Origin of the sequence: Akkermansia sp. 54_46 (genome assembly GCF_001917295.1) — a bacterium.
GTDB lineage: Bacteria > Verrucomicrobiota > Verrucomicrobiia > Verrucomicrobiales > Akkermansiaceae > Akkermansia > Akkermansia muciniphila.
In genome coordinates, this window is record NZ_MNUD01000033.1 from 285759 (window position 1) to 307818 (window position 22060).

Genomic DNA, 22060 nt, shown 5'->3' on the forward strand with positions numbered 1-22060 from the left:
TGAAAACCGGAGAATTCATCCTTCCCCCGCAGCACAAAAAAGGGGCACACCTTGCTGCAAGGCCGGGTTTTAATATATCTCACCTTATACGGGTTAATTTCCGCATGGAGGTTTTGAAGGCCTTCAAGGAACCGCAGCCTTTGCTGCCAGCCATGTCCAAGGTAAAGACGGGCATCTCATGCGGCCAAGGGAATACTGTTTTCTCACACCTTCCTCCCCATAGGAGCGCGGCCCGCTTTCCTGCGGACCGCGCCGGTGGAAAAACCGGAAAAAGGCTTTAAAACAGGGATGCTGCTTCAAGATTCCCGAAAATGGTGCACACCGGAGGAGAAATATACCATTCCGGATGCCGTATCCGGGAAGTGCACCACATCAGGCGTCAGGCGAGTGCCCACATCCAGATAGACCAGCTTTTCCGTAGCGGATCCGTTGCGGATAACATGCGCTCCCTCCGGGCTGGCGGGGAATACAATCGCATCCCCCTCTTTTAAATTCTTTTCACCCTCAGGCGTACGCACAACGGCATGGCCCCTAATGATGTAAAATACCTCTTCATTCACTTCATGATAATGGTAGCCATAGGCGTACCTCCCCGGCTCCACTTCCACGAAACTGGCCGCACATTTTCCGGCATCCGCTTCCCGAATGACGGGCTTTACCGCAAAGGAATTGCCCTCCCGGCTGATAACCTGAGGCTCCGTCTCCCTGTAATTGGCAATGATGATCTTGTTCATGGCATTATCTGTTCTGCTTGCCGTAACGGCAAGTACCTATTAAAATAGGCGGCAACATTCTTTCTGTAAAGTAGGCAGAAAATAGTAACCTGAATTCCTGAAAGAAACCATTGCGTAAACTAAATGACTTACTACAATTCATCATGCCCTGTTGAAACTACTCTCCAACTGATTTCCTCCCGCTGGAAAGTGCTCATCCTCCGCGATCTGCTCGAAGGCACCCGGCGGTTTGGAGAACTCCGCAAATCCATTGGGCCTGTGACGCAGAAAGTTCTGACTGCGAACCTGCGTTCTATGGAAAAGGACGGCCTGCTTACGCGAAAGGTGTATGCGGAAGTACCTCCGCGCGTGGAATATACTCTTACGGAACTGGGGCGCAGTCTGCGCCCCGTCCTGGCCTCCATGGCGGAATGGGGATCGAAATACCAAAGAGAAAACCGCTGATCCTCCCCCCTTTCCGGAGCTTAACCGAACCTCCGGAAAGACATGGAAATACAGCGGTTTCCCTTTTTCTCGCAAGAAAGGTCAGCGGGAAATTTCCGTCGTTTTACGGATAATTTCACGGGCTTTCCGCACGTCTTCCTCATGGGAATCCCCGCGGCTTTTTTCCACGGTAAAGAGCTTGGAAAGCTCTTCATCCATGCGGGCTACGGCAGCTTTCGCCTTAGGATTTTTTGCGGCGCGGGCGCGCAGGATATTGACCTTTTCAAATTCCTCCAGTCCGTCCCGGAGTTTTTCAAACCGCAGGGAACTGAGATTGCCGGGATAAACAAGGTAGCAGTCTCCCGCGGGCCAGTTCCCGAAATCCGTCTTTTCAAACGGATTGCGGTTCCAGGAATTATAAGCCCATCTCAAAAAGCCGTCCAAATGATTGGCGGCGGCAAAGAGGGGAAGCCATTCCGCCTCCGCCAGCGGAGAAATAGTGAAGGTGTTGGGCTTTTTGGGATGGACACAGACATAGAACGTCGTCTTTTTTCCCTCCTTTTTGCGCTGCGCCAGCAGATCGCCCGTGACCGTGCCTGCATGGTCAATTACAGGAGAGACGTCATAAACGTCCCGGGTCATGGCCGTAGGCCGATTGACGGCGGAAACGATTTTGAATTCCGGGGCATACTTGTCCAGTACATTCTTGGCCGCCCTGACCATAGCGTCCGGCCGTTCATCCAGCCCGATGCAGGTTTTGCCCAGCCAGCCCTTGCTCTTGACGTGCTTGCGAAAATCCGTCAGGAAAGGCCCCCAGATAGCTTCATAGGAGGGATCGTTCGGCTTAAGATCCAGAAATTTGTACTTTCCGGTCGCCTCATCCAGATAACGGATTTTCATGTTCCAGGGAATCATGGTATAGCAGGATATCTGCCCCTTGACGCCCACCTCGTTCATCATGAAGGAAACCCACTTGTCAAAATTGGCGTAATTCCAGCGCATGGTTCCATTTTTGCCCTTGACCCATTCAATCATGGGCGGGAACCAGTCATAAGTCTGGGCATTCCAGGCTTCATCAATCAGGGAGCATGTAATGGCCTTTTGCCCGGCATCCGCCAGCCTTTTCATCACCGGCTTCATCAGTGCGAAATGCTCCGGAGACCACGGTTCCACATCATGCCAGCGGGCCACGGCCTGCGGATGCTGCCACAAGTCCAGATGAACTTGCCAATGCGCGGGAGCAGGGAGGGATTCCGGCGCCACCTCCAGAATTACCGGCACACTGACGGGAGAGCCGCTTTCTGCGGAAACTACCACTTTTCCTTTGTACACGCCGGGTTTGGCAGACGGGGGGATATTGACCTCCACCCATACCGGACGCACGCCTCCGGCTTGCAAATCGCAGCTGTTTTCGCTGCCGATGATATCTGAAATCAGCCTGTTGCCCCCCCTGGTGTAGCGTATCATGGCAGTCCGGACAGGAATAATCTGTCCGGCAGCGTTTTTTACCCCGGCGCAGGAGGCCGATAACTGGGGCTGCGCCTGGGAAGACCAGACGGCAATCTGCCCGCCGGCGCGTTCGCCTCTCCAGCCGAACAGACGCACGGCATCCTGAAGCATTTCCTGCCCGGGAGCGCCGTTGTAAGGAATACGGTCATAATCCTTCACCGCTGCAGCCTGCAGGCTCAGGGCGGCATCGGGTCCGTACCCTTTGATTTCCACCAGATGTCCCCCCTTTTCATTGCCGGCGCTATTGCCTAAAAAAGTGATTTTAACGTAACGGACCGTCTGCGGATTGAATTTGAAGGGAACGCCTTCCGGAGTGGCGGCAATGCTGTTGGAAGACTGATCCGCCAACATTTTCCAGTTTTTTCCGTCTTCGGAACCTTCTATTTTATATTTGTAAATGCGCCCTCCCTCCCAATAGGGCCATACATGCAAGGCGGAAAGCGTCCGGGGCTTTCCCATATCTATCTGGAGCCAAACGGGAATGCCCTCGCAACCCCAGTATTTGCCGGCGTTATTCGTCTGCCCGTCCACGGCCAGTTCCGGACGGTCACTGCCGTAATGACCGGAAGCGGTTACTTTGGCCCCGGCAAATAAATTACCTGCATCACCCGGAGTTCCTGCGGAAACAAGGGCGGGTTCATACAGGGGATGCCTTTCCAGGGACTGGGCCTGGACAAAAGACGTTAAGGCAATAACGGAACATAGAGGAAAAAAAAGACAGCGCATACGCATATTACGCGCCGGAATTTCATTTTCTCTCAAAAGAAAAGCTGTTTCCGCTACTCCGCCAAAGGACGTACGGGTATTCCTCTGGAAGCAAAGTAAGCCTTGGCTTCCGGCACCGTGTATTCCCCGAAATGGAAAATGGAAGCCGCCAGCACGGCATCCGCCTTCCCTTCCACCAGCACGTCCACCATGTGATCCAAATTACCCGCACCCCCGCTGGCGATTACCGGAATGCGCACCGCACTGCTTACGGCGCGGGTCAACTCAATATCATAACCCGTTTTGGCTCCGTCCGCATCCATGCTGGTCAACAAGATTTCTCCGGCTCCGCGGCGTTCCGCCTCCACAGCCCATTCCACGGCATCCAGCCCCACGAACTTCCGGCCTCCATGGGTGGAAACGCCCCACCTGCCGGAAGCCTGGCGCTTGGCGTCAATAGCGACGACGATGCACTGGCTGCCGAAAGCCGCCGCACCTTCATTAATCAGCTCCGGCCTATTGATGGCCGCCGTATTTAGGGAAACCTTGTCCGCACCCGCCAGAAGCATTTCGCGCATGTCCTTTACGGAACGGATGCCGCCGCCTACCGTCAGCGGCATGAAGCAACATGCCGCCGTGCGGCGCACCACGTCCGCCATGGTGGCACGGCCATCGGAAGAAGCGGTAATATCCAGAAAAACAAGTTCATCCGCCTGCTGGGCATCATACGCCCTGGCACATTCTACAGGATCCCCGGCATCTCTCAGATTAATGAAATTGGTCCCCTTGACGACCCTGCCGTCCGTTACGTCCAGACACGGAATGATTCTTTTAGCCAGCACAGCCCTATCAAGCCATCACCGCCGCCAAAGGAAAAGCCTAAAATACGGCTTGCCGCGGGATGCCTTTTAATAAACATGTTCCCTTTTTGACCAAGGCCCTCTTCGGCAGCGTTTCCATCCCGCATATCCATGGTAAGAGAAATTTACTGAAATTCATCAATATCACTATTCCACTCACTTTCCGGCCGGCCCTGCCCCGCCATGAAGCAACGCAGTGCGGCATCTGCCCCTTTCCCGCCCGCATGCATAAAACGGCCTAAGAGCTTTTCTTTCCATGTCCAGGTGGTAGAGTCCGCATAAGGCATTTCCATTCATGACCACCACACGCTCGGGATTCACCAAACTTGCAGCCGTCTGCATTGCCATTCTTCTGGGGGCGGTGGTCTGGGAGCTGGGGTGGCCCCTGACGCGGGCGGAACATGAGTGGTCGCGGCTGATTGCAGCCGTTGCCACGCTGGGCCACCTGACGGGCATTCTGGGTTCCTATTTCCGGAAGGAAATCAACCGCCCTTCCCTGAGGCTCCTGATTTTCCAAATCATCAGCTGCCTCATGATTTTTCTCCTGATTGCCAGGGAACAACAGGAAGCGGGATACATGAGGTTCACGGAGCTTTCCCGCCTGGTGATTACGGCCGGGCTGATTGCCATCCCCACGCTGATGTCCCTGACCAGGATTTTTGAATGGCTGGTGGGCAAGCAAAAAAAAGGCCGGCCTCTTATGGCCCCCGCCATGCAGTTTGTAGCTTCTCTGGGAGTAGTCATCCTGGCAGGCACCGGATTGCTTCTGCTGCCTAATTCCACATATCCGGGTATTACACTCAGTTTTACGGATGCCCTGTTCACCAGCACCAGCGCAGTATGCGTCACCGGTCTGAACGCCGTGGATTTTGCCCATACTTTTACCCCGCTGGGAGAAATGTTCACGCTTGCCCTTATCCAGATTGGCGGATTCGGCATCATGACGTTCGCCTACTTCGTAGCCATGGTGGCAGGCCAGGGTTTTTCCCTGAGGGACCGCGTGCTGCTGACGGATCTGCTTGATGAAGACAATCTGGGAGCCGTCGTCTCCTTTATCACCACTATTGTGGTCAGTACGCTGTTCATCGAACTGTGCGGCGCCGTCCTTCTTTATTTCTCCTGGGAAGGGAAGGACATCAACCTGATGGGGGAGCCTTTGTGGTGGCATTCCCTGTTCCACTCCGTTTCCGCCTTCTGCAATGCTGGTTTTTCAACTTTCCCGATGAATTTGATGGAGCCGGGCATCCGCCTGTGCTACAGCGGGCAGGCGGTCATCATGGCGCTGATCGTATGCGGCGGCCTGGGATTCGGCATCTACAAGGAAATCAATTCACGCCTGGCAAACCGCTTCTTTTCCAAACACCGCCGCCTGCACATGCAGTGGACCCCTTATTTCAAACTGGTGATGATCTCCACGGGGATTTTGCTGGCGGGAGGCGCTCTGGCCATCTTTGCCGTTTCCTCTCCCCATGCCGCGGAACCGTTGGGGGAACACCTCTGGATTTGCCTTTTCGACAGCGTCACGGCACGCACGGCGGGATTCAATATCAGCGACTACAGCCGCTATCTGCCCGCAGCCAGCCTCATTATGTGCGGTCTGATGATGGTGGGAGGCAGCCCCGGCGGCACGGCAGGCGGCATGAGAACCACTACCTGCGCCATTGCAGGCGCGGAAATCCTGCGCATCCTCCGCGGCAGGGATCATGTGGAATTTTTCCGCCGCCGCATCGACCAGCGCACCGTAGCGCGCTGCGTGATTACCGTGGTGGTCTCCTGCGCCTGGATCGGCTGCTTTACCGTCCTGATTTGCGCCCTGGAGCCCTCCATGAGCTCTCTGGATATCTTCTTTGAAAACTGCAGCGCTTTTGCTACGGTAGGCGTGTCGCGGGACATTACTCCAGATTTAAGCGACCCTTCCAAATACCTTCTTATCGTCAACATGCTCGCCGGCCGCGTGGGGCTTTTCGCTTTTCTCATTGCGCTGGCCGGCACCCCTACTCCGAGACATTACCGCTATCCATCCGTCAAAATCCCGTTAACCTGAATATACCATGATGAGATACACCGTTATCGGCCTGGGCCAGTTTGGACAGGAACTCTGCACAGAACTTTCCGCCCGTAATATTGAAGTAGTAGCCGTTGCCTCCACAGATGAAGAATTGGAGCAAATCAAGGATCTGGTGACTTATGCCGTGGTGACGGATTACACTAATCCGGCCGCTTTGCGTGAGTTGGAACTGGACGACCAGTCCGCCGTCATTGTCGCCATCGGAGACAGTTTTGAAGAAAACCTTCTCGTCGTCACGCACCTTCAGAAAATGGGCGTCCGCTACATCTACGCCCGCGTCATGAGTCCGGTGCACGAACACATTTTAAGCCAGATGAACGTATATGCGCTCATCAACTTATCCCGCGTAGCTTCCAAGCAGCTCGCCAGCCAGTTGGAATCCCCGGAATTCCTGCGCGTCTCCCCCATGGACGAAAACCACAGCATCGTGGAAATTGCCGTGCCGCGCATCTGGGTGGGCAAGCGCCTGCGGGATGTGGGCCTGCGCACGGAACACCACCTCAACCTGCTCACCATCCGCCGCGGGGAGGCCCAGACTCCGCAGGGGCGCCGGGAAATCCTGTCCATACCGCGCATTCCCGTCATTGGCACTCCTTCCCCGGATCTCGTTTTTGAAGACCATGACATTCTGGTCCTGTTCGGCAAGGAAACCAATTTGATTGAATTCGCCCAATTATCCAAGGGATTGTAAACCATCCTCCGCAAGCAGGCTGAGGGTATCCCTCTCCATTTCAGAAAAAGGCGACGGATAAGCCGCCTGTGTAAACAGCCTCCGTCCTGGTTTTACTGGCTTGACAATGCCTCAAAAGAAGCCACCAGACGTTTTTCGGAGACGCGGCCCTTGACGGAGATGGCGGGAGCGAAAATGGCCAGGCGGTATTCTTCCAGCAAATAACCGTATTGTATCCAGCGCAGGTCTCCGGCATGTTCCTTCAAAACCTGATGCCAGGGAAAATACACGCGTTCAAAGAGGTCCAGGCGTTCCAATTCCCTGGCAAGGGGTTGCTGGCCGATGCGTCTGATACGCTCCGCAATTCCCTGCATGTACCGTTTCAGATCCGGCAAGCGTTCCGCTCCATGCGCCCACAGGAAACGGGGGCGTAACAACCAGTCAAGCTGGCGCTGAAGGTCAGCCGTGATGCGCTCCGTATGGCGCACGCCCTTTTGCAGCGCCGTAAAGTCCCTGACGGCATGTTCCGTACCCGCTACCAGTTCCCATATATCCGCTACGTTATGCGCCGCATCAAAAAGATTTTGGCGCAGATTCATTTCCGCAGCAGCGAATTGCTCCGCCGTGCACGGCAAAGGACGGCCCATGGCTATCTCCGCGGCAACGTCCACCAGGTCTTCCGCATTGGTAGACGGCTCCCGTCCGAGCATATGAAGAGAGAGCTTTCCTTCCAGCTTCAACGGAAATTTTCTGCGGAGATGGTTAAGCTGGTCCGTCTGGCGCAGGCGCATGAAACGCAGGCACCCTTCCCGGTGGGATTCCGCAGCGCTCAGTTCATCCTCAAAGACCCGGACGCCCACGGATGCTCCTTCATCCACCAGAGCCACATAACCCGGCCTTCCCACCACATCCACCGTGTACTCCAAATCTCCGCAGCTCCATTCCTTCATGCCGGTTACGGACACGATATCCTCCGCTGTTTCCTGGAACCGGCGGGAAAGTTTTTTACCCAGGCGGTTATTCAGTTCCGCAACATCCGTGCCCATGGCAAGCTCTTCCCCTTCATCATCGCACACCCATATTTTCGTAACCAGCTCCGCAGGAAGACGGTTCATATCAAAAAAGGAGGGCGCGCAAAATTTTCCCGTTTCCACTTCCACAAATTCCGCCAGTTTCCCTGCCAGCGGCCCATCCGGTTCCAGGCCATGCCTCAGTTCCGCAAAGTAAGCGGCCTTTTGGCTGATAGGCTGGAGAAAGACGCGCAAATCCTTGGGAAGGGAACGCAGCAGGCATTCCGCCCGCTGGGCCAGATGGCCGGGAACCCCCCACTCCGGCAACCATTCGGGAATATCCGGCAACTGGTCGATGTGGACGCCCAGGGTCACGCCGTCATCTTCCGCGCCGGGATCATTCTGGTAATACACGGCATATTCCGCTCCTTTACAGGTGATTTCATCCGGAAAACCATCCAGCAGGTCTTTCCCCCAGAATTCGTACATGGCTTCCTGTGGCGGAACATGCAGAGCTTCCGGATTTTTCTTCTCCACACCGGCGGCCCACCGCAAAAAGGCCCTGGCCGTACAGCAGTCCGGGGGAACAAGCCTGTTAAAGAATTCAAAAACTCCTTCCTCACACCAGACCTGGTCCGGACGGCGCAACTTCAGCTCTATCTGCCGAACATCTTCCCGGAGCGTTTCCAGATGCCTGATACAGGCGGGTTTCGTGCGGAAACCACCGCCCAACAGGCCTTCACGTATCATTATTTCCCGCGCATGGGCGGGATTGATACGGCCATAGTGCACACGCCTGTTATCAATGATGCGCAAGCCGCCGCACACGACGCGTTCCACTGCGTAAACAGCCCCCTGCTCCCTGTCCCACCGCGCTCCGGAATAGTGTGATTCGCACAGATGGGGCGCTACTCTCTCCACCCATTCCGGTTCCAAAATGGAGGCGCGGCGCATCCACAGGCGCGTGGTGTCCACCAACTCCACGCCCATTACCCATTCACTCCTTTTTTTACGGCGGAACAGGCCGGAACCGGGAAAAATGCCGAAGGAACGTCCTCCGGCGCCGCGATATTCCCGGTTGTCTGCATCCCAGAGGCCGAACTGGCGCGGAACGCCCGCCAGGATGCTCCGGTGAATCATGGCAAAGGAAGCCTGCCGCTCCGTTTTTTCTTCCAAAGGGGAAATTTTGCATTTCAGTGTTTCCCTGACCAACCGGGAAAGATCCTCCCATAAATTGAACCATTCCATCATGCGGTTGAAATTGAGGAAATTTTTCCCGCACCATTTCCGAAGCTGGTTTTTGCGCCAGCGCCTTCCCTCCCGGAATTGCCATGCAGCCTTCCATAATTTAAGCAGAGACAGGAAGTCACTGTCTTCTTCCTTCCACTGCGCGTGGGCCTGGTCCGCTTTCTGAGCGGCATCCGCAGGGCGTTCACGGGGATCCATGATGCCCAGGCCGGCTACAATCACCAGCATTTCCGGCAGGGCCTGTTCATGTTGAGCCTCCAGCAACATGCGGGCCAGCCGCGGGTCAATGGGCAACCGCGCCAGCTTTCTGCCTACGGGCGTGAGTTGCCGGGCTTTGTCCAGAGCGCCGATCTCCCGTAAGGTGCGGTAACCTTCCGTCACCAGTTTGGATGAAGGAGGATCCGGAAGTGGGAACTCCGGCATTTCTGGCAATCCTAGGTCTTTCATCCGGAGCAGCGCCCCGGCCAGTGCGCTGCGCCTGATTTCCGGATCCGTAAATTCCGGCCTGTCCTCCCAGTCCTTCTCACTGTACAGGCGGATGCACACACCTTCGCACACACGGCCGCAACGGCCAGCGCGCTGGCGGGCACTGGCCTTGGAGACGGGTTCTATCTGAAGCCGCTGCACTTGACGTGCCGGGCTATAGCGGCTGACGCGCGCCAGGCCGGAGTCAATAACATAAATGATGCCGGGGATTGTCAGGGACGTTTCCGCCACATTTGTAGCCAGCACGATGCGGCGGTATCCCTGCTCCGGATGAAAAATCCTTTGCTGGTCCGCCAGGCCCAGCCTGGCGAACAAAGGCAGAATGCACGTATTTCTCAGATTCCGGCCTTTCAGTTTTTCCGCCACCTCACGTATTTCGCGTTCTCCGGGAAGGAAGACAAGCACATCCCCGCGATCGTCCAGAGTATCCAGCCAATCCACGGCACGCGCCACATGAGCCGGAAGTTCCTCATCGTCATGCAGCGGCGGCAGATAGTGGAGATCCACCGGATAAGTGCGGCCTTCTACTTGAATAATAGGCGCGCCTCCAAAGAATTCGGAAAACTCACCGGCATCCAGCGTCGCGGAACTGATGACCAGCCGCAAGTCTCTCCGCCTGCCCAGCAAAAGACGCAGATAGCCAAGCAGAAAATCAATGTTGAGGCTGCGTTCATGCGCCTCATCCAAAATCAGGGTATGATATTGGCGCAGATCCGGATCATGCTGCGTTTCCGCCAGAAGAATCCCATCCGTCATGAACTTCAGGCGCGTATCCGGCCCGGCTTTTTCCTCAAAGCGCACCTGGTAACCCACCAAACCTCCCAGGTCGCAGTTCAATTCTTCCGCAACTCGGCGGGAAACGGAAGCAGCAGCCAGCCTTCTGGGCTGGGTGCACCCTACTCTGCCCCGCGCCTCCCCGGCAAGCTCCATGGCCATTTTAGGGAGCTGGGTAGTCTTACCGGATCCCGTCTCCCCCACTACGACAATGACCTGGTGCTCCTGCATTGCCGCCAGAATGTCATTCCGGCGGCGGGAAATGGGTAGATCCGGATAAGTAATGTTCATGGTGAAGATGAGAAAAAAACCCTGCAAGAACGTCCTGCAGGGTTGAAGAAGAAAACCGGGAGGTTCTTTTACTGACAGGGTTTGGGAAGGGCGATACGGCCGCTCCGGGTCAGCATCTGCACATCATAATCCTCAATGAGGGACAGGAAACGGTCTATCTTGTACTCGCCTCCCGTCACTTCAATGGTCAGGGCGTCCCGCGTGACATCCACAATGTGGGCGCCCAGTATCTGGCAGAACTCAATGACTTCATGCCGCGTGGCGGAATCTACGCCAATGCGGGTCAATACCGTTTCCCGGTACACATTGTCCGTATTGCGGAAATCTACTACTTCCACCGTGTTGACCAGTTTTTCCAGATGCTTGATAATCTGGTCCAGAACATCTTCCTTTTCGCGTACGACGATGGTCATCCGTGAAAAGCGCGGGTCCTGGCTAGGGGCAACGTTCAACGAATGAATATTGTAGCCCCGTCCACTAAACAAACCGGCAATGCGGGCAAGCACGCCAAATTTGTTTTCAACAAGTACGGAGATAGTATGACGAGTCATAATTTAATTTCTTAAAGGTGATGCATTGTAAGCACTTTTGACTGCCAGTCAAGCCTGCGGACGGCGATGCCGGAAAACGTTTTTCCTAACGGGGGTTCCGGCAGGAACCGCTCAGGCCGGATCAAAGCTCGTGCGGTATGATGGCGTTGCCTTTTGTCGCCTCCGGAATGCGGGGAAGCAATGTTTTTTCAGAAACGGGGCGCGCATCCACTTTCACATTGAATTGCTGCCCGTCGCGGGAAACGGTCAGCAATGCCGGCCCTTCCCTAAGAGCTTTGACCAAGGCTTCCTTGGTGCTGACACTCTGGTGGTTTACGGCAAAGACCATGTCGCCGGCCTGCAATATCTGCCCTACGGATTTCTTCGGATTCACTTGAATGACCAGCAACCCCCGAGCACCTATGGATTGTTCTTCCGCAGTCAGTTCACGCAAATGCATTCCCACTCCTTCCATGAAGTCTTCCCAAGGAGAAGGAACATTTTTTAAAATACTATCTCCCACCTTCAGGGTGACGTTCATTTTCTGCCCTTTGCGCCAGACTTTCAGCCAGAACTTGTCGCCGATGGAAAGATTTTCAATGCGTTCCTTCACTTCCTCATCCGTCTGGATGGGGACTTCGTTAAAACTCAGTATTACGTCACCTGTTTGAAGGCCTGCCTGCTCCGCCGGGGAACCATGCTTCACGATGTTGATTACTGCGCCTCCCGCCTCATGATAATCCAGGAAGCTGCGAAGCGGGGGAGTATTGCGCACAATGTCCAATCCCAGATACCCTTTCATGGGGCGGCCATGTTTGCAAATCTGCTCAAAGCTGTGCATCACCAGATTGGAGGGAATGGCAAACCCAATGCCGGCGTAATTTTTCTCCGCATTGGGAAGCACCGATTTATTGATGCCGATGATTTCCCCGCGGATGTTGATGAGAGGGCCTCCCGAATTCCCCGGGAAGATACTGGCATCCGTCTGGATCAAGTTAATGCCGGAATCCACCAGCTTGCGTTCACGGGCACTGATAATGCCGCGGGAAACAGTCGTGCCCAGCCCATAGGGATTGCCGCATGCCAGAACAATCATGCCGGGCGCAATTTCATCACTGTTGCCGAACGGAAGAGGGGTAAACGTCATCGGGTTTTCTACCTGCAGCACGGCAATATCCAGTTCCGGATCCACCCCTACCAGGCGTACGGAAACGCTTTTCCCATTGCTCAGCGTAACGCGCAGCGCATGCTTGTTCTGAATGACATGGTAGGCGGTAATAATATGCCCTTCTTCAGTAACAATGACGCCGGAACCCAAACCATGAACCGTCAGCCTCTTTTCAATCATGAAATCACCATCCTCGGAAGGCTGAGGAACGCTTGTCACGCCTGTAGTGTCTATGCTGACCAATACCCGTTCCACCAGCCGGGCAACGCGTGAATATTCCTCATTGAGCTGGTGCAAAACAGGAATATCCTCCTCCTTCAATTCGGGCTGTTGGGCCAGGGTAAACACTTCCGACCGGAAGGAAACATTCTTCTCCGTAACACGACTGTTCCATCTCCAATAGGCAACGGAGACCACGGTCATCATAACCGTCATCATGATGACAAGTAAAGCCCGTGTCCATATGGTCGATCTCATGGAAATGCCCTGCCGTAATAACGATCAAACGGTTTGCGGCTTGATCACAAGGAGATGCCTGAAAACGGAGCCTGTCAAGCTTCAGCCGCTTTTTGACATTCCGGTTCCATTGATACTATTTAAGTACTTTCTCTTCAAATGAAAAAACTTTCAAATGACAAATACGCCTTTCAACAAGGCGTGCTTTATGATATCATGCGGCTACGGTTTTATGGGTTCCAGCACTTTACAACAACAGGCCATTCATCTCGTCTTCGGTACGGATGAAGGAATGGTGCGTGAAAAGGCTTCCGGCATCTTTGCCGCTCTGACGGAAGGCACAAACGAATTTTCCCATGAAATTCTGGAAGCGGCCTGCGGTGATTCCGATGAAGCGGCCCAGCTGGTACGCCAGGTTATGGAAGCTCTGCGGACCCTCCCGTTTTTTCCGGGGCGCAAAGTAGTCTGGATGAAGAACTGCAATTTTCTGGGAGACTCCGTCACGGGGCGTTCCTCCACCACGGAAGCGGCTCTGGATTCTTTCAGGCAATTGCTGGAAAGCGGCCTGGGGCCGGACGTCCTGCTGCTTATTTCCGCCTCCGAATTTGACAAACGCCGTTCCTTTAACAAATTCCTGCTTCAATACGCCGCATCGGAAGAATTGAACAAGCCGGACATCACGAAAGCAGGCTGGGAAGGCAGTTTAATGCCCCTCATTAATAAGGAAACGGCGGCGCGCGGCATGAATTTCGACTCCGCCGCCCTGGAACTGTTTATTCACCGCGTCAGCGAATCCTCCCGCCAAATCATTTCCGAAATTGAAAAACTGGATCTTTATCTGGGAGCGGACAGACGCACCGTAATGCCGGAGGATGTGGAGCGCATGGTTCCGCTGACGCGTACAGGCGTTATTTTTGAAATTTCCCGGGCTTTGGAAAACAAGAAAAGCGATGCGGCCATCTCTCTAATTGATTTTCAACTGGAACGCGGTGAAAACGCCATCACAATCATGCGTGCCGCATTCATCCCTACGTTAAGAAATTTGCTGGCTGCCAGACTTTTATGTGACGCATTCAACCTGAAGCCCACCAATTTCAAGGAATTTACGGCCCGCATTTCTTCCCTGCCCTCCTATGCGGCCGCGTTAATTCCCTTGAAAAAAGACGGTACACCCAATGCGTATCCGCTTTTTCTGGCGGCGCAAAATGCTTCCAAATTCAAGACGGAACGGCTAAAGCAAACTTTGAAAGAATGCATGAAGGCGGATAAAGCCCTGGTGTCCTCCTCTCTTGATCCCTGCCTGATTCTGCATCGTCTTGCTATCTGCTCCGCATCCTGATGAACTCCTCCCCTTCTTCCGTTTTCCCCCTGTTTGACGTTCTCGTCGTCGGCGCCGGGCACGCAGGCATTGAGGCGGCACTGGCAGCATCCCGTCTGGGGTGCTCCGTCGCCGTCCTAACTCATAACCTGGATACTATCGGACAAATGTCCTGCAATCCGGCTATTGGGGGACTTGCCAAAGGGCATATCGTCCGGGAAATAGATGCCATGGGGGGAGCGATGGGGTTGAACACGGATGCTACCGCCATTCAATTCCGGATGCTGAACGCTTCCAAGGGGCCCAGCGTGCGCGCTCCCCGCGCCCAGTGCGATAAAACAGCCTACCGCACAAGAATGAAAATGGTTCTGGAAACCGCCCCCGGCATACGCCTGTTTCAGGGAGATGTGGTCAAACTGCTCGTCAATGGAGAACAGCAGGCAACGGGAGCCGTTACTTCTCTGGGATGCGCCATCCATGCCCGCAGCGTGATTATCTGCTCCGGGACATTCATGAAGGGATTGCTTCATGTGGGCCTTCAACACATAACAGGAGGCCGAATGGGTTGCGCTTCTTCCAGCCTTTCCGCCGATCTTGCCATGCTGGGTTTTCAGGTGGAAAGGCTTAAAACAGGAACTTCTCCCCGCGTCAATGGGAGATCCATCGACTTTTCCGTCTGCGAAATACAGCCTGGAGACTCTCCGGAAGCCCTGTTCAGCTACCGTTCCCGTGATATACTGAAACGTGATTCCGAACCCTTTTGCACTTTGAACACGTGGGGAGATGAAAATTTCCGGATGAAGCAAATGCCGTGCTGGATCACCTACACCAACCAGACTACGCACGACATTATCCGGAAGAATTTAAAATTCAGCCCCCTTTACAGCGGTATCATTGAAGGCGTAGGCCCCCGGTATTGTCCTTCCATAGAAGATAAAATCGTGCGTTTTGCGGAAAAAAACAGCCATCAGGTATTCCTGGAACCGGAAGGCCGCAGTACGGAGGAATTCTACCTTAACGGAGTTTCTACTTCACTGCCCTACTCCGCTCAGTGCGACTTCATCCATACCATTCCCGGCCTGGAAAACGCGCAGCTGATCCGTCCGGGATATGCGGTGGAATACGACTTCTGTCCTCCCACGCAATTGCATCCTACGCTGGAAACAAAACTGGTAGAAAACCTGTACTTTGCAGGTCAAATCAACGGCACTTCCGGCTATGAAGAAGCCGCAGCGCAAGGACTAATGGCGGGAGCGAACGCCGCTCTGAAAACCCTGGGCAAACCTTCTCTGGTGCTGCGCCGGGATCAGGCTTACATCGGCGTCATGATAGACGACCTCGTTACCAAAGGAACCGATGAACCTTACCGCATGTTTACCAGCCGGGCAGAATTCCGCCTGTTGCTGCGTCAGGATAATGCAGACCTGCGGTTGGCCCCTCTGGCTTTTGAAGCGGGCCTTATTACCTGTGAAATGGCCCGGAAGGCTGAAGACAGGAAAAACGCCGTTGAAGAAGGAATAATAAAAGCTGCCGCGCTTAAACATGAAGGAGTTTCTCTCTCCACATGGCTTAAAAGGCCCGGCAATGACTGGACTCTATTGCCTGAAGAACTGAAAAAAATGTTCCACGTGGAACATTTGGATGCCATTGCTACGGATATCCAGTACGAAGGGCATATTGAAAGGCAGAAAAAACAGGCGAAAAAAATCATACGGATGGAAAATAAAACTATTCCCTCCGATATTGATTACGAACATGTCCATGCCTTAAAAAAAGAGGCTGTCATCAAGCTGGGCAACATACGTCCTGCAACTATCGGGCAGGCCTCTCGAATTCCCGGAATTACCCCGGCAGATATCGCCCTGTTGCTTGTGCATCTGCAAAAACGCAGCAGGCAACAAACATAATACCCCGCGTTTTTTATTCAGAAATTTCAATTTAAGGAGGACCATAGGAGGCGGGTATTGAAAAATAAATATGGCAGGGACATCCTTGAGCCGTATATGATCCCATTATATTTCCCTGTCGCCATTGCCTGGAGTCGATAAAAAGATTCAATACTGTTTTCTGAATGTCTTTTTGCGCGACAGCAGCTCTTCCCTTCCTCCGAACAACCACCACTTTCTGCTTGTCGTAAAAAGAAATGGAATATCCCTTCAGTATTATTGAATACCGGCCTTCCTGATTTATCCATCGCAAATCATTAAGAAGCGTCACACGATTTCTTCACGGATTCCATTCAAATACTGCCGATAAGAAAAAGCAGCATTGAGCTTACTCCAAGAGGCAAGGGAGGCCGGAAGGGCTGAATGACAAATCCACCGGGCGAATGAAAATTACCTTCCCAAGTTTAAAATTCTTCGGATAACCAATAAACAAAGACCTCATCCATTACCGGTAACAGATATCTCCTCGGATACATACATCATCTCCAAAAATATTTACAACAGGTTGTTCAAGATGGGCTTCATGCTCCAGAAACGGACCGGGCGCTACGCCGTCCGTACCGCCGCCGATAATGATGGGAGCATAAAACCCCACCCACTCGTCGACTAAACCGGCTTTCAGAAATTCCCGGACCAGACAGCCTCCCGCTTCCAGCAGTATAGTTCCTATTTTTTTATTATTATATAATTTTTTTAATAATTCCAAATAATTGAAAACATTCTCCACAACCAAAGTGCGGTCACGAAATTCATCTGTTAAACAAATGGAATCCGCAGGTATGGAAGAAGCATCATGGGTTAGAATAATACGCCAGGGTTGTTCCTTGAGGGGAGAAACAGGACGATCCGGTTTCCTAATGGTCAGGGACGGATTGTCCAGACGCACGGTATTCCCTCCGGTAAGAACCGCATCGCATTCGGCACGCAAGGTATGTACAAAAGATCTGGATTTTTCATTCGTCAGCCATTGGGAACGTTCCGGACTACGGGAAATGCGGCCATCCAGAGACATGGCGCTTTTTGCAATTACCCAGGGACGCCCTTCCAGCATGTTCACCCTGAACCCCCTGATTAAATGATCGCATTCCTTCTCCAGAACCCCGCGGGTAACCTTGATGCCGGCCTGTTCAAGAATATCAGCCGCAGCGCCGCGGTGTTTGGGATTAGGATCTTCCGAACCATAAACCACCCGTTTAAAACGATGTTTCAAAATGGCATCCGTACAAGGCGGTGTTTTCCCGGAAGTACTGCATGGTTCCAGAGTAACATACAAAGTTGAGTCCGCGAACAGGGGGGCATTGCCATTCGCCACTCCGTCGGCAATAGCCTCTCTTTCCGCATGAGGCAAGCCGGCTTTTTTATGAAATCCCGAACCAATCACCTGGTTTTCATGCACAATGACTGCCCCCACGCAGGGATTCGGACTCGTAAGTCCGATTCCATTTGAGGCCAGTTTTATGGCCATGTTCATCCAACAGTCATCCTGATTTTTCGTATTCACGCCGTTTTGTAGCATGAAAACCGGAAGAAGGACAATCACGTTGTGTGATTGAAGAATATTAGGTTTAACAATATTAAATTCCTTCTTCTTCTGCTGTGTGCCCAGTGTGAATAAGATTTTAAATGACTGTAAATGAGAGCATTGAGTATCATTTCAAATGTTAATAAATTTGGCTTGCAAATTTGTGAATAATATCTGAATAAGTTATCCACATCATACTCACAGTTAATCAACCTGGCCTTTCACAAGGTTATTGGCAGGTGCGGCTGTAAACAGAAACGGCATTCCTGTTGGAAAGAAAACGTACATTTCCAATAAAATTGCCGCATCCTGAGAAAAAGAGACAATATCCGGATTTATAATCCGCACAAGAATATTGAAGAAATCTGATTCCCCGGAATGGATTTTTAAGAATGCTTAAATAATTTGAAAAACCTTTTCATGCAAGATATGCCCGGAGAAATTGTATATTACTATATATAGTATGCTTTTAAAAAAATACTGCCAAATATTAGGGTTTGACGGAGAAATGGCTTGAATCACAGGAGGCACTTGTGAGAGGATGCGAGGCAGATAAAAGCACAGACACATGAAGTTTACCATTTCCAAGCAAGTATTTCTCGACGGTCTGAGACAGGTTGCCAGCGTGGTGTCTTCCAAGACGACGCTGCCCATTCTTTCCAACGTCAAGATTGAAGCTGAAAACGGCCAGGTACGTTTTACGGCTACGGATCTTGACGTATGCATCACCGGCGTAGTTCCCGCGAACGTGCTGCGCGAGGGCACCGTGACTCTTCCCGCCAAAAAGCTGGTGAGCATCATCAGCGAGCTTCCTGAAGCCGAAGTCCAGGTGGACGTCAACCAGCGCAACCAGGCGACTGTGGAATGCGGCCGCTCCCAGTTCAAGTTGAATGGCCTTCCGGCGGACGAATTCCCCGAACTGCCGTCCTTTGAACAGGCGACCGTGTACCAGGTGGACCAGAATTTGCTGCGCGACTGCATCCGCCGCACGGAATACGCCATCTCTACGGATACGACCCGCTACGTGCTGAACGGCATTTCCCTTTCCTTCCGCAACGGCAAGATGACTCTGGTGGCTACGGACGGCCGCCGCCTGGCCCTGGCGGAAACCGCCCTGGAATTCCCGGAAGAACAGCAACTGGACGCCATTCTGCCCACCAAGGCCGTTGGTGAACTCCGCCGCCTTCTGGATGAAGTGGGGACCGTCACCATACGGTTCACCCGCAACCAGGCCGCTTTTGAAATCAATGATACGCTGCTGATCAGCAAGCTGATTGACGGCAATTACCCGAACTACCGCCAGGTAATCCCGACGGACTGCAAGGAAAGCATTGAACTGCCCTGCGGGGAACTGCTGGAAACGGTGCGCCGCGTGTCCCTCCTTTCCGTGGACAAAAGCACGAACATCAAGCTGAACTTCCGTGAAAACGAACTCGAAGTGGCTTCCAGCGCGGAAGGCGTGGGTGAAGCTCATGAATCTATGACGATCACTTATGCCGGAAGGCCGCTTTCCATTTCCTTCAACCCGGATTTCTTCATGGCTCCCCTGAAGACGATGGCCGGGGATACGATCATTACGTTGAACCTCATTGATGAAATGAGCCCGGGCGTATTGAAGATAGGTGATGAGTTCCTGTACGTGCTCATGCCAATGAGATCTCCCAACTGATTTTGATGGTACAAAATCATTCATACGAGAACAGGCGCCGTGCTGTCACGGCGCCTGTTTTTTATTGATTGAAAATGAAAGTGATGACTGGGTTATTCACATGAATGTTCTACGTGGAACATTTTTCATTTTCCACCGTCGTCAATAAACCGGACGGTGATTTCCGGGGGAGGGATAAAAAATAGGCGTGCCGGCATGGCACCAGAAAAAACGCGTATAAACACCTTCCGGCGCCGGGAACGTGCGGTTCAGGCGCAAGGGAAGGCACGGAGTGCCGCAGCGGGTCTAAGGAGGCTCCGCCGCGTCATTCGCTCAACAACCCCGGATCGGCGAACAAATCCGGAGCAAGATGGAAAGGATAGGAACCGGAGGCTTGCAGAATGGCTTCCCGTACGGGAGGCAGGGAACCGAAGCAGGAGGATTCCACATCCAGAATACGGCCGTCTTTCAGTTCAATCATCAGTCCGGGTTCAGATTCATGATCGGGCGTACATCCTATGCGCTCAATCAGTTCCCATGGAATTTCCTTGCGTGAAATGCTGTTGCCCCAGGAGATGGAGGAGGAAGTGATTGTGAGAAAATAAGGTCTCCCCAGAATGACGGGAAGCCACAGGAACAAGAGAAGAGCGCCGAGGAGAAAGCTCCACCATCCGGACCCGAAGAATGCCCAGGCCAGGCCGCACCCCAGGGTGCCGAGGAGTCTCCCTCCCAGCCGGTAGCTGCGGTAGGAATAATAAGTGTTCATGGATTGCGAAGTCAATGAAACGTCAGGCCGGCCAGGGAACGCGAAGCCCCCAGCCGTACTCTGTACGATACTCCTTCATTCCTGCAAAGACAAGATGATAAGTCAGGAAATCCAGTCCAGCATGTCCGGCGGCAGGGAACCGCGGGAGCGGATCAGGGAAAGGAAAGCTTCCTCCATTTCCGGAGGCGGCGGAAAAATGCCCGGCATGGCGCGGCCTGCGGCAAGCTCCACGGCGCCCAGGTTATGGAGTGCCAGGGGAGGGTCTATGTAGCACATTTGCGTAGGGTCCGGCAGAATGAAATTAAGGGGGCGGCCTCCGTTCAGCAGGCGGTTCTTCGGGATCTCCGGCCCCCATTCGTCCTCCACGCCCATATTGGCCAGCAGAACGCCGGAGGAGCGGGTCACAGCGGGGTCAATCACTCCTGACAGGGCATGCCGCCGCCCTGTGGCCGTGACGGCGCAAAAGGCATGACTGACTGCATTGGTAAGAGCTTCTCCATCCGTTGCGCGCATGAATGAGGCGGAGGACAAAGGGAGAGGTTTTTCCTCCACATCCGCCACGATAACGTTCAAGCCCCGCCTGAGCGCGTGCAGAACGATTCCGCGGCCCACTTTTCCGTACCCGATGACTACCAGGGTCCGTCCCGGGCCACTCTCAATTCCCAGCGCTTCCAGCGCGCGGAAAAAGCTTTCCCCGGTTCCCAGGCAGGTTTCTATCTGCTTGATTTTTCCGGCGTCCACCATCCACACGGGCTGTGTGCAGCACGTATAATGCTGCGCTCCGGACCGGGTCAGTTCCACATACCCGCAGCGGCTGGGAACATGGCTGAGCGCCCCGGCGCAGTCCATCACCACGTCATAGGGTCCGTCCGCCCGTTCCGCCTCCACCACGGGTATTCCATACCTGCCCAGCAGCGCGACCGTTTCCGGATCGTGGGGCATCACCGGAGAGACTGCTGCCGTCAACTCCGCTCCCGCCGCCAGCAGGGCGGCGTATTTGGCGCAGGTATTCCGGAATACGGGGGAGGCGTCAATCACACGGCATCCCTCCAACGGGCGGCTTTCCGCCCACGTTTCACACTGGTGCAGAAGCACGGGAAATTCCTCCTGCCGGTAGAAGGGGGACAAATCTTCCAGAATGCGCGCCGGAGATACAGGCATGGCAAAAATTGTAAGGGTTCTACGGATGGAGGGCAATCTTTCTCCTCTCGTTTTCATAGAAAAACTTCGGAAAAGATGTATTTTTTGTTTAAGGGTTTTCAGAAGTTGCGGCAAATTCGAAAAGACAAACTACTGAATCATCAACCATTCTTTCTCCATGAGAGAGACATTTTTTACAGGAATTTGACTGGCGCCAAGCAGGAATGACATCCTATTGTGGATTTTTTCTAACAAATAGATAATATTAATGTCTGTAAAAGGAAGGCGCTGATTATAAAAATTATTATATTATATTTTGATGGAAAAAATTCATTATGTTTCATAGGCAAACAGAAATTCTCAAATAAACTTTATTGACACTGGCTCTGGATCATGCTACTGGGAAAATGATCATGGAGGATTGCTCTCCTCTAATTTCATCATCAATCCCAGTTCTTTAATGCCTTATGAATACTCCAACTACTTCTTCTGCCGGCACCCCTTCTTCCATCCCCGCTTACCGCAAATGGTACTTTGGCTCTACGGCCAAACCCATGCCGCGTGGCATGCGCGCCGCTCCGGAGCCCGATCCGCTACCGTTCGAGGAAATCCACGAACACGATGAAATTACCGTGGGACCGCCTAGTACGTCGGCGGATGGACACAGTGCTCACGGTTACTTTACCATTCCGGAAGGAGCGGACGGCAAAAAACTCTACGGCACCTGCTCGCTCTTCCTTGGGGTGGACGACTGGGGAATCCTGGAAGTAAAGGACTCCGGCGGCAAC

16 protein-coding genes are annotated in these 22060 nt (G+C 53.4%); 7 read left to right on the forward strand and 9 right to left on the reverse strand.

Annotated elements, in window-relative coordinates; translation table 11 throughout:
* Positions 1–296: 296 nt before the first annotated feature.
* Positions 297–734 carry a cupin domain-containing protein gene (locus BHW66_RS08515; RefSeq protein WP_046436420.1) on the reverse strand — a complete coding sequence of 146 codons (438 nt, stop codon included), beginning with the start codon at positions 732–734 and terminating at the stop codon, positions 297–299.
* 123 nt (positions 735–857) lie between these two features.
* On the opposite strand from BHW66_RS08515, the gene BHW66_RS08520 reads away from it, so the two are divergent.
* Positions 858–1178, forward strand: coding sequence for a helix-turn-helix domain-containing protein (locus BHW66_RS08520; RefSeq protein ID WP_012419850.1), 321 nt, complete (start codon positions 858–860; stop codon positions 1176–1178).
* A gap of 81 nt (positions 1179–1259) precedes the next feature.
* Here the strand turns inward: BHW66_RS08520 and BHW66_RS08525 are convergent, their stop codons facing one another.
* Positions 1260–3392: a glycoside hydrolase domain-containing protein gene (locus tag BHW66_RS08525; protein WP_180974155.1), complete on the reverse strand. Its 2133-nt coding sequence runs from the start codon at positions 3390–3392 to the stop codon at positions 1260–1262.
* A 53-nt stretch (positions 3393–3445) separates the two neighbouring features.
* Entirely contained in the window at positions 3446–4213 is a 768-nt protein-coding gene (hisF, locus tag BHW66_RS08530) for an imidazole glycerol phosphate synthase subunit HisF (RefSeq protein WP_046436419.1), read from the reverse strand.
* A 313-nt stretch (positions 4214–4526) separates the two neighbouring features.
* On the opposite strand from hisF, the gene BHW66_RS08535 reads away from it, so the two are divergent.
* A complete protein-coding gene (locus BHW66_RS08535; RefSeq protein ID WP_286689004.1) occupies positions 4527–6275 on the forward strand; it encodes a potassium transporter TrkG in 1749 nt (582 codons plus the stop codon).
* Between the two features lie 7 nt (positions 6276–6282).
* A complete protein-coding gene (locus BHW66_RS08540) occupies positions 6283–6990 on the forward strand; it encodes a TrkA family potassium uptake protein (protein ID WP_046436412.1) in 708 nt (235 codons plus the stop codon).
* A 92-nt stretch (positions 6991–7082) separates the two neighbouring features.
* Here the strand turns inward: BHW66_RS08540 and hrpA are convergent, their stop codons facing one another.
* The 3 genes from hrpA to BHW66_RS08555 all read right to left on the reverse strand — a co-directional run bounded on the left by hrpA (position 7083) and on the right by BHW66_RS08555 (position 12953).
* A complete protein-coding gene (gene hrpA, locus BHW66_RS08545) occupies positions 7083–10778 on the reverse strand; it encodes an ATP-dependent RNA helicase HrpA (protein ID WP_215836869.1) in 3696 nt (1231 codons plus the stop codon).
* A 68-nt stretch (positions 10779–10846) separates the two neighbouring features.
* A complete protein-coding gene (gene ilvN / locus BHW66_RS08550) occupies positions 10847–11329 on the reverse strand; it encodes an acetolactate synthase small subunit (protein ID WP_012419857.1) in 483 nt (160 codons plus the stop codon).
* A 121-nt stretch (positions 11330–11450) separates the two neighbouring features.
* Positions 11451–12953, reverse strand: coding sequence for a trypsin-like peptidase domain-containing protein (locus tag BHW66_RS08555; RefSeq protein WP_094140588.1), 1503 nt, complete (start codon positions 12951–12953; stop codon positions 11451–11453).
* A gap of 211 nt (positions 12954–13164) precedes the next feature.
* On the opposite strand from BHW66_RS08555, the gene holA reads away from it, so the two are divergent.
* Positions 13165–14271, forward strand: a complete 1107-nt coding sequence (gene holA, locus BHW66_RS08560) for a DNA polymerase III subunit delta (RefSeq protein WP_215439454.1) — start codon at positions 13165–13167, stop codon at positions 14269–14271.
* The gene (gene mnmG / locus BHW66_RS08565; protein WP_046436405.1) at positions 14271–16157 is read left to right on the forward strand and encodes a tRNA uridine-5-carboxymethylaminomethyl(34) synthesis enzyme MnmG; all 1887 of its coding nucleotides are present in this window, start codon (positions 14271–14273) and stop codon (positions 16155–16157) included. Before holA ends, mnmG begins: the two co-directional genes overlap by 1 nt.
* A 484-nt stretch (positions 16158–16641) precedes the next feature.
* Here the strand turns inward: mnmG and ribD are convergent, their stop codons facing one another.
* Positions 16642–17712, reverse strand: coding sequence for a bifunctional diaminohydroxyphosphoribosylaminopyrimidine deaminase/5-amino-6-(5-phosphoribosylamino)uracil reductase RibD (gene ribD / locus BHW66_RS08570; RefSeq protein ID WP_046436633.1), 1071 nt, complete (start codon positions 17710–17712; stop codon positions 16642–16644).
* A 574-nt stretch (positions 17713–18286) separates the two neighbouring features.
* On the opposite strand from ribD, the gene dnaN reads away from it, so the two are divergent.
* Complete coding sequence (gene dnaN / locus BHW66_RS08575; RefSeq protein WP_046436403.1) at positions 18287–19387, forward strand: DNA polymerase III subunit beta; 1101 nt, start codon at positions 18287–18289, stop codon at positions 19385–19387.
* Between the two features lie 304 nt (positions 19388–19691).
* Here dnaN and BHW66_RS08580 read toward each other — a convergent pair whose 3' ends face one another.
* Entirely contained in the window at positions 19692–20132 is a 441-nt protein-coding gene (locus tag BHW66_RS08580) for a hypothetical protein (protein WP_022396128.1), read from the reverse strand.
* A gap of 102 nt (positions 20133–20234) precedes the next feature.
* Positions 20235–21293 (reverse strand): hypothetical protein, encoded by a 1059-nt coding sequence (locus tag BHW66_RS08585; protein ID WP_146023964.1) that lies wholly within the window; start codon positions 21291–21293, stop codon positions 20235–20237.
* 446 nt (positions 21294–21739) lie between these two features.
* On the opposite strand from BHW66_RS08585, the gene BHW66_RS08590 reads away from it, so the two are divergent.
* Positions 21740–22060, forward strand: a 321-nt coding sequence (locus BHW66_RS08590; RefSeq protein ID WP_286689005.1) for a hypothetical protein, incomplete at its 3' end; no start/stop codon positions are given.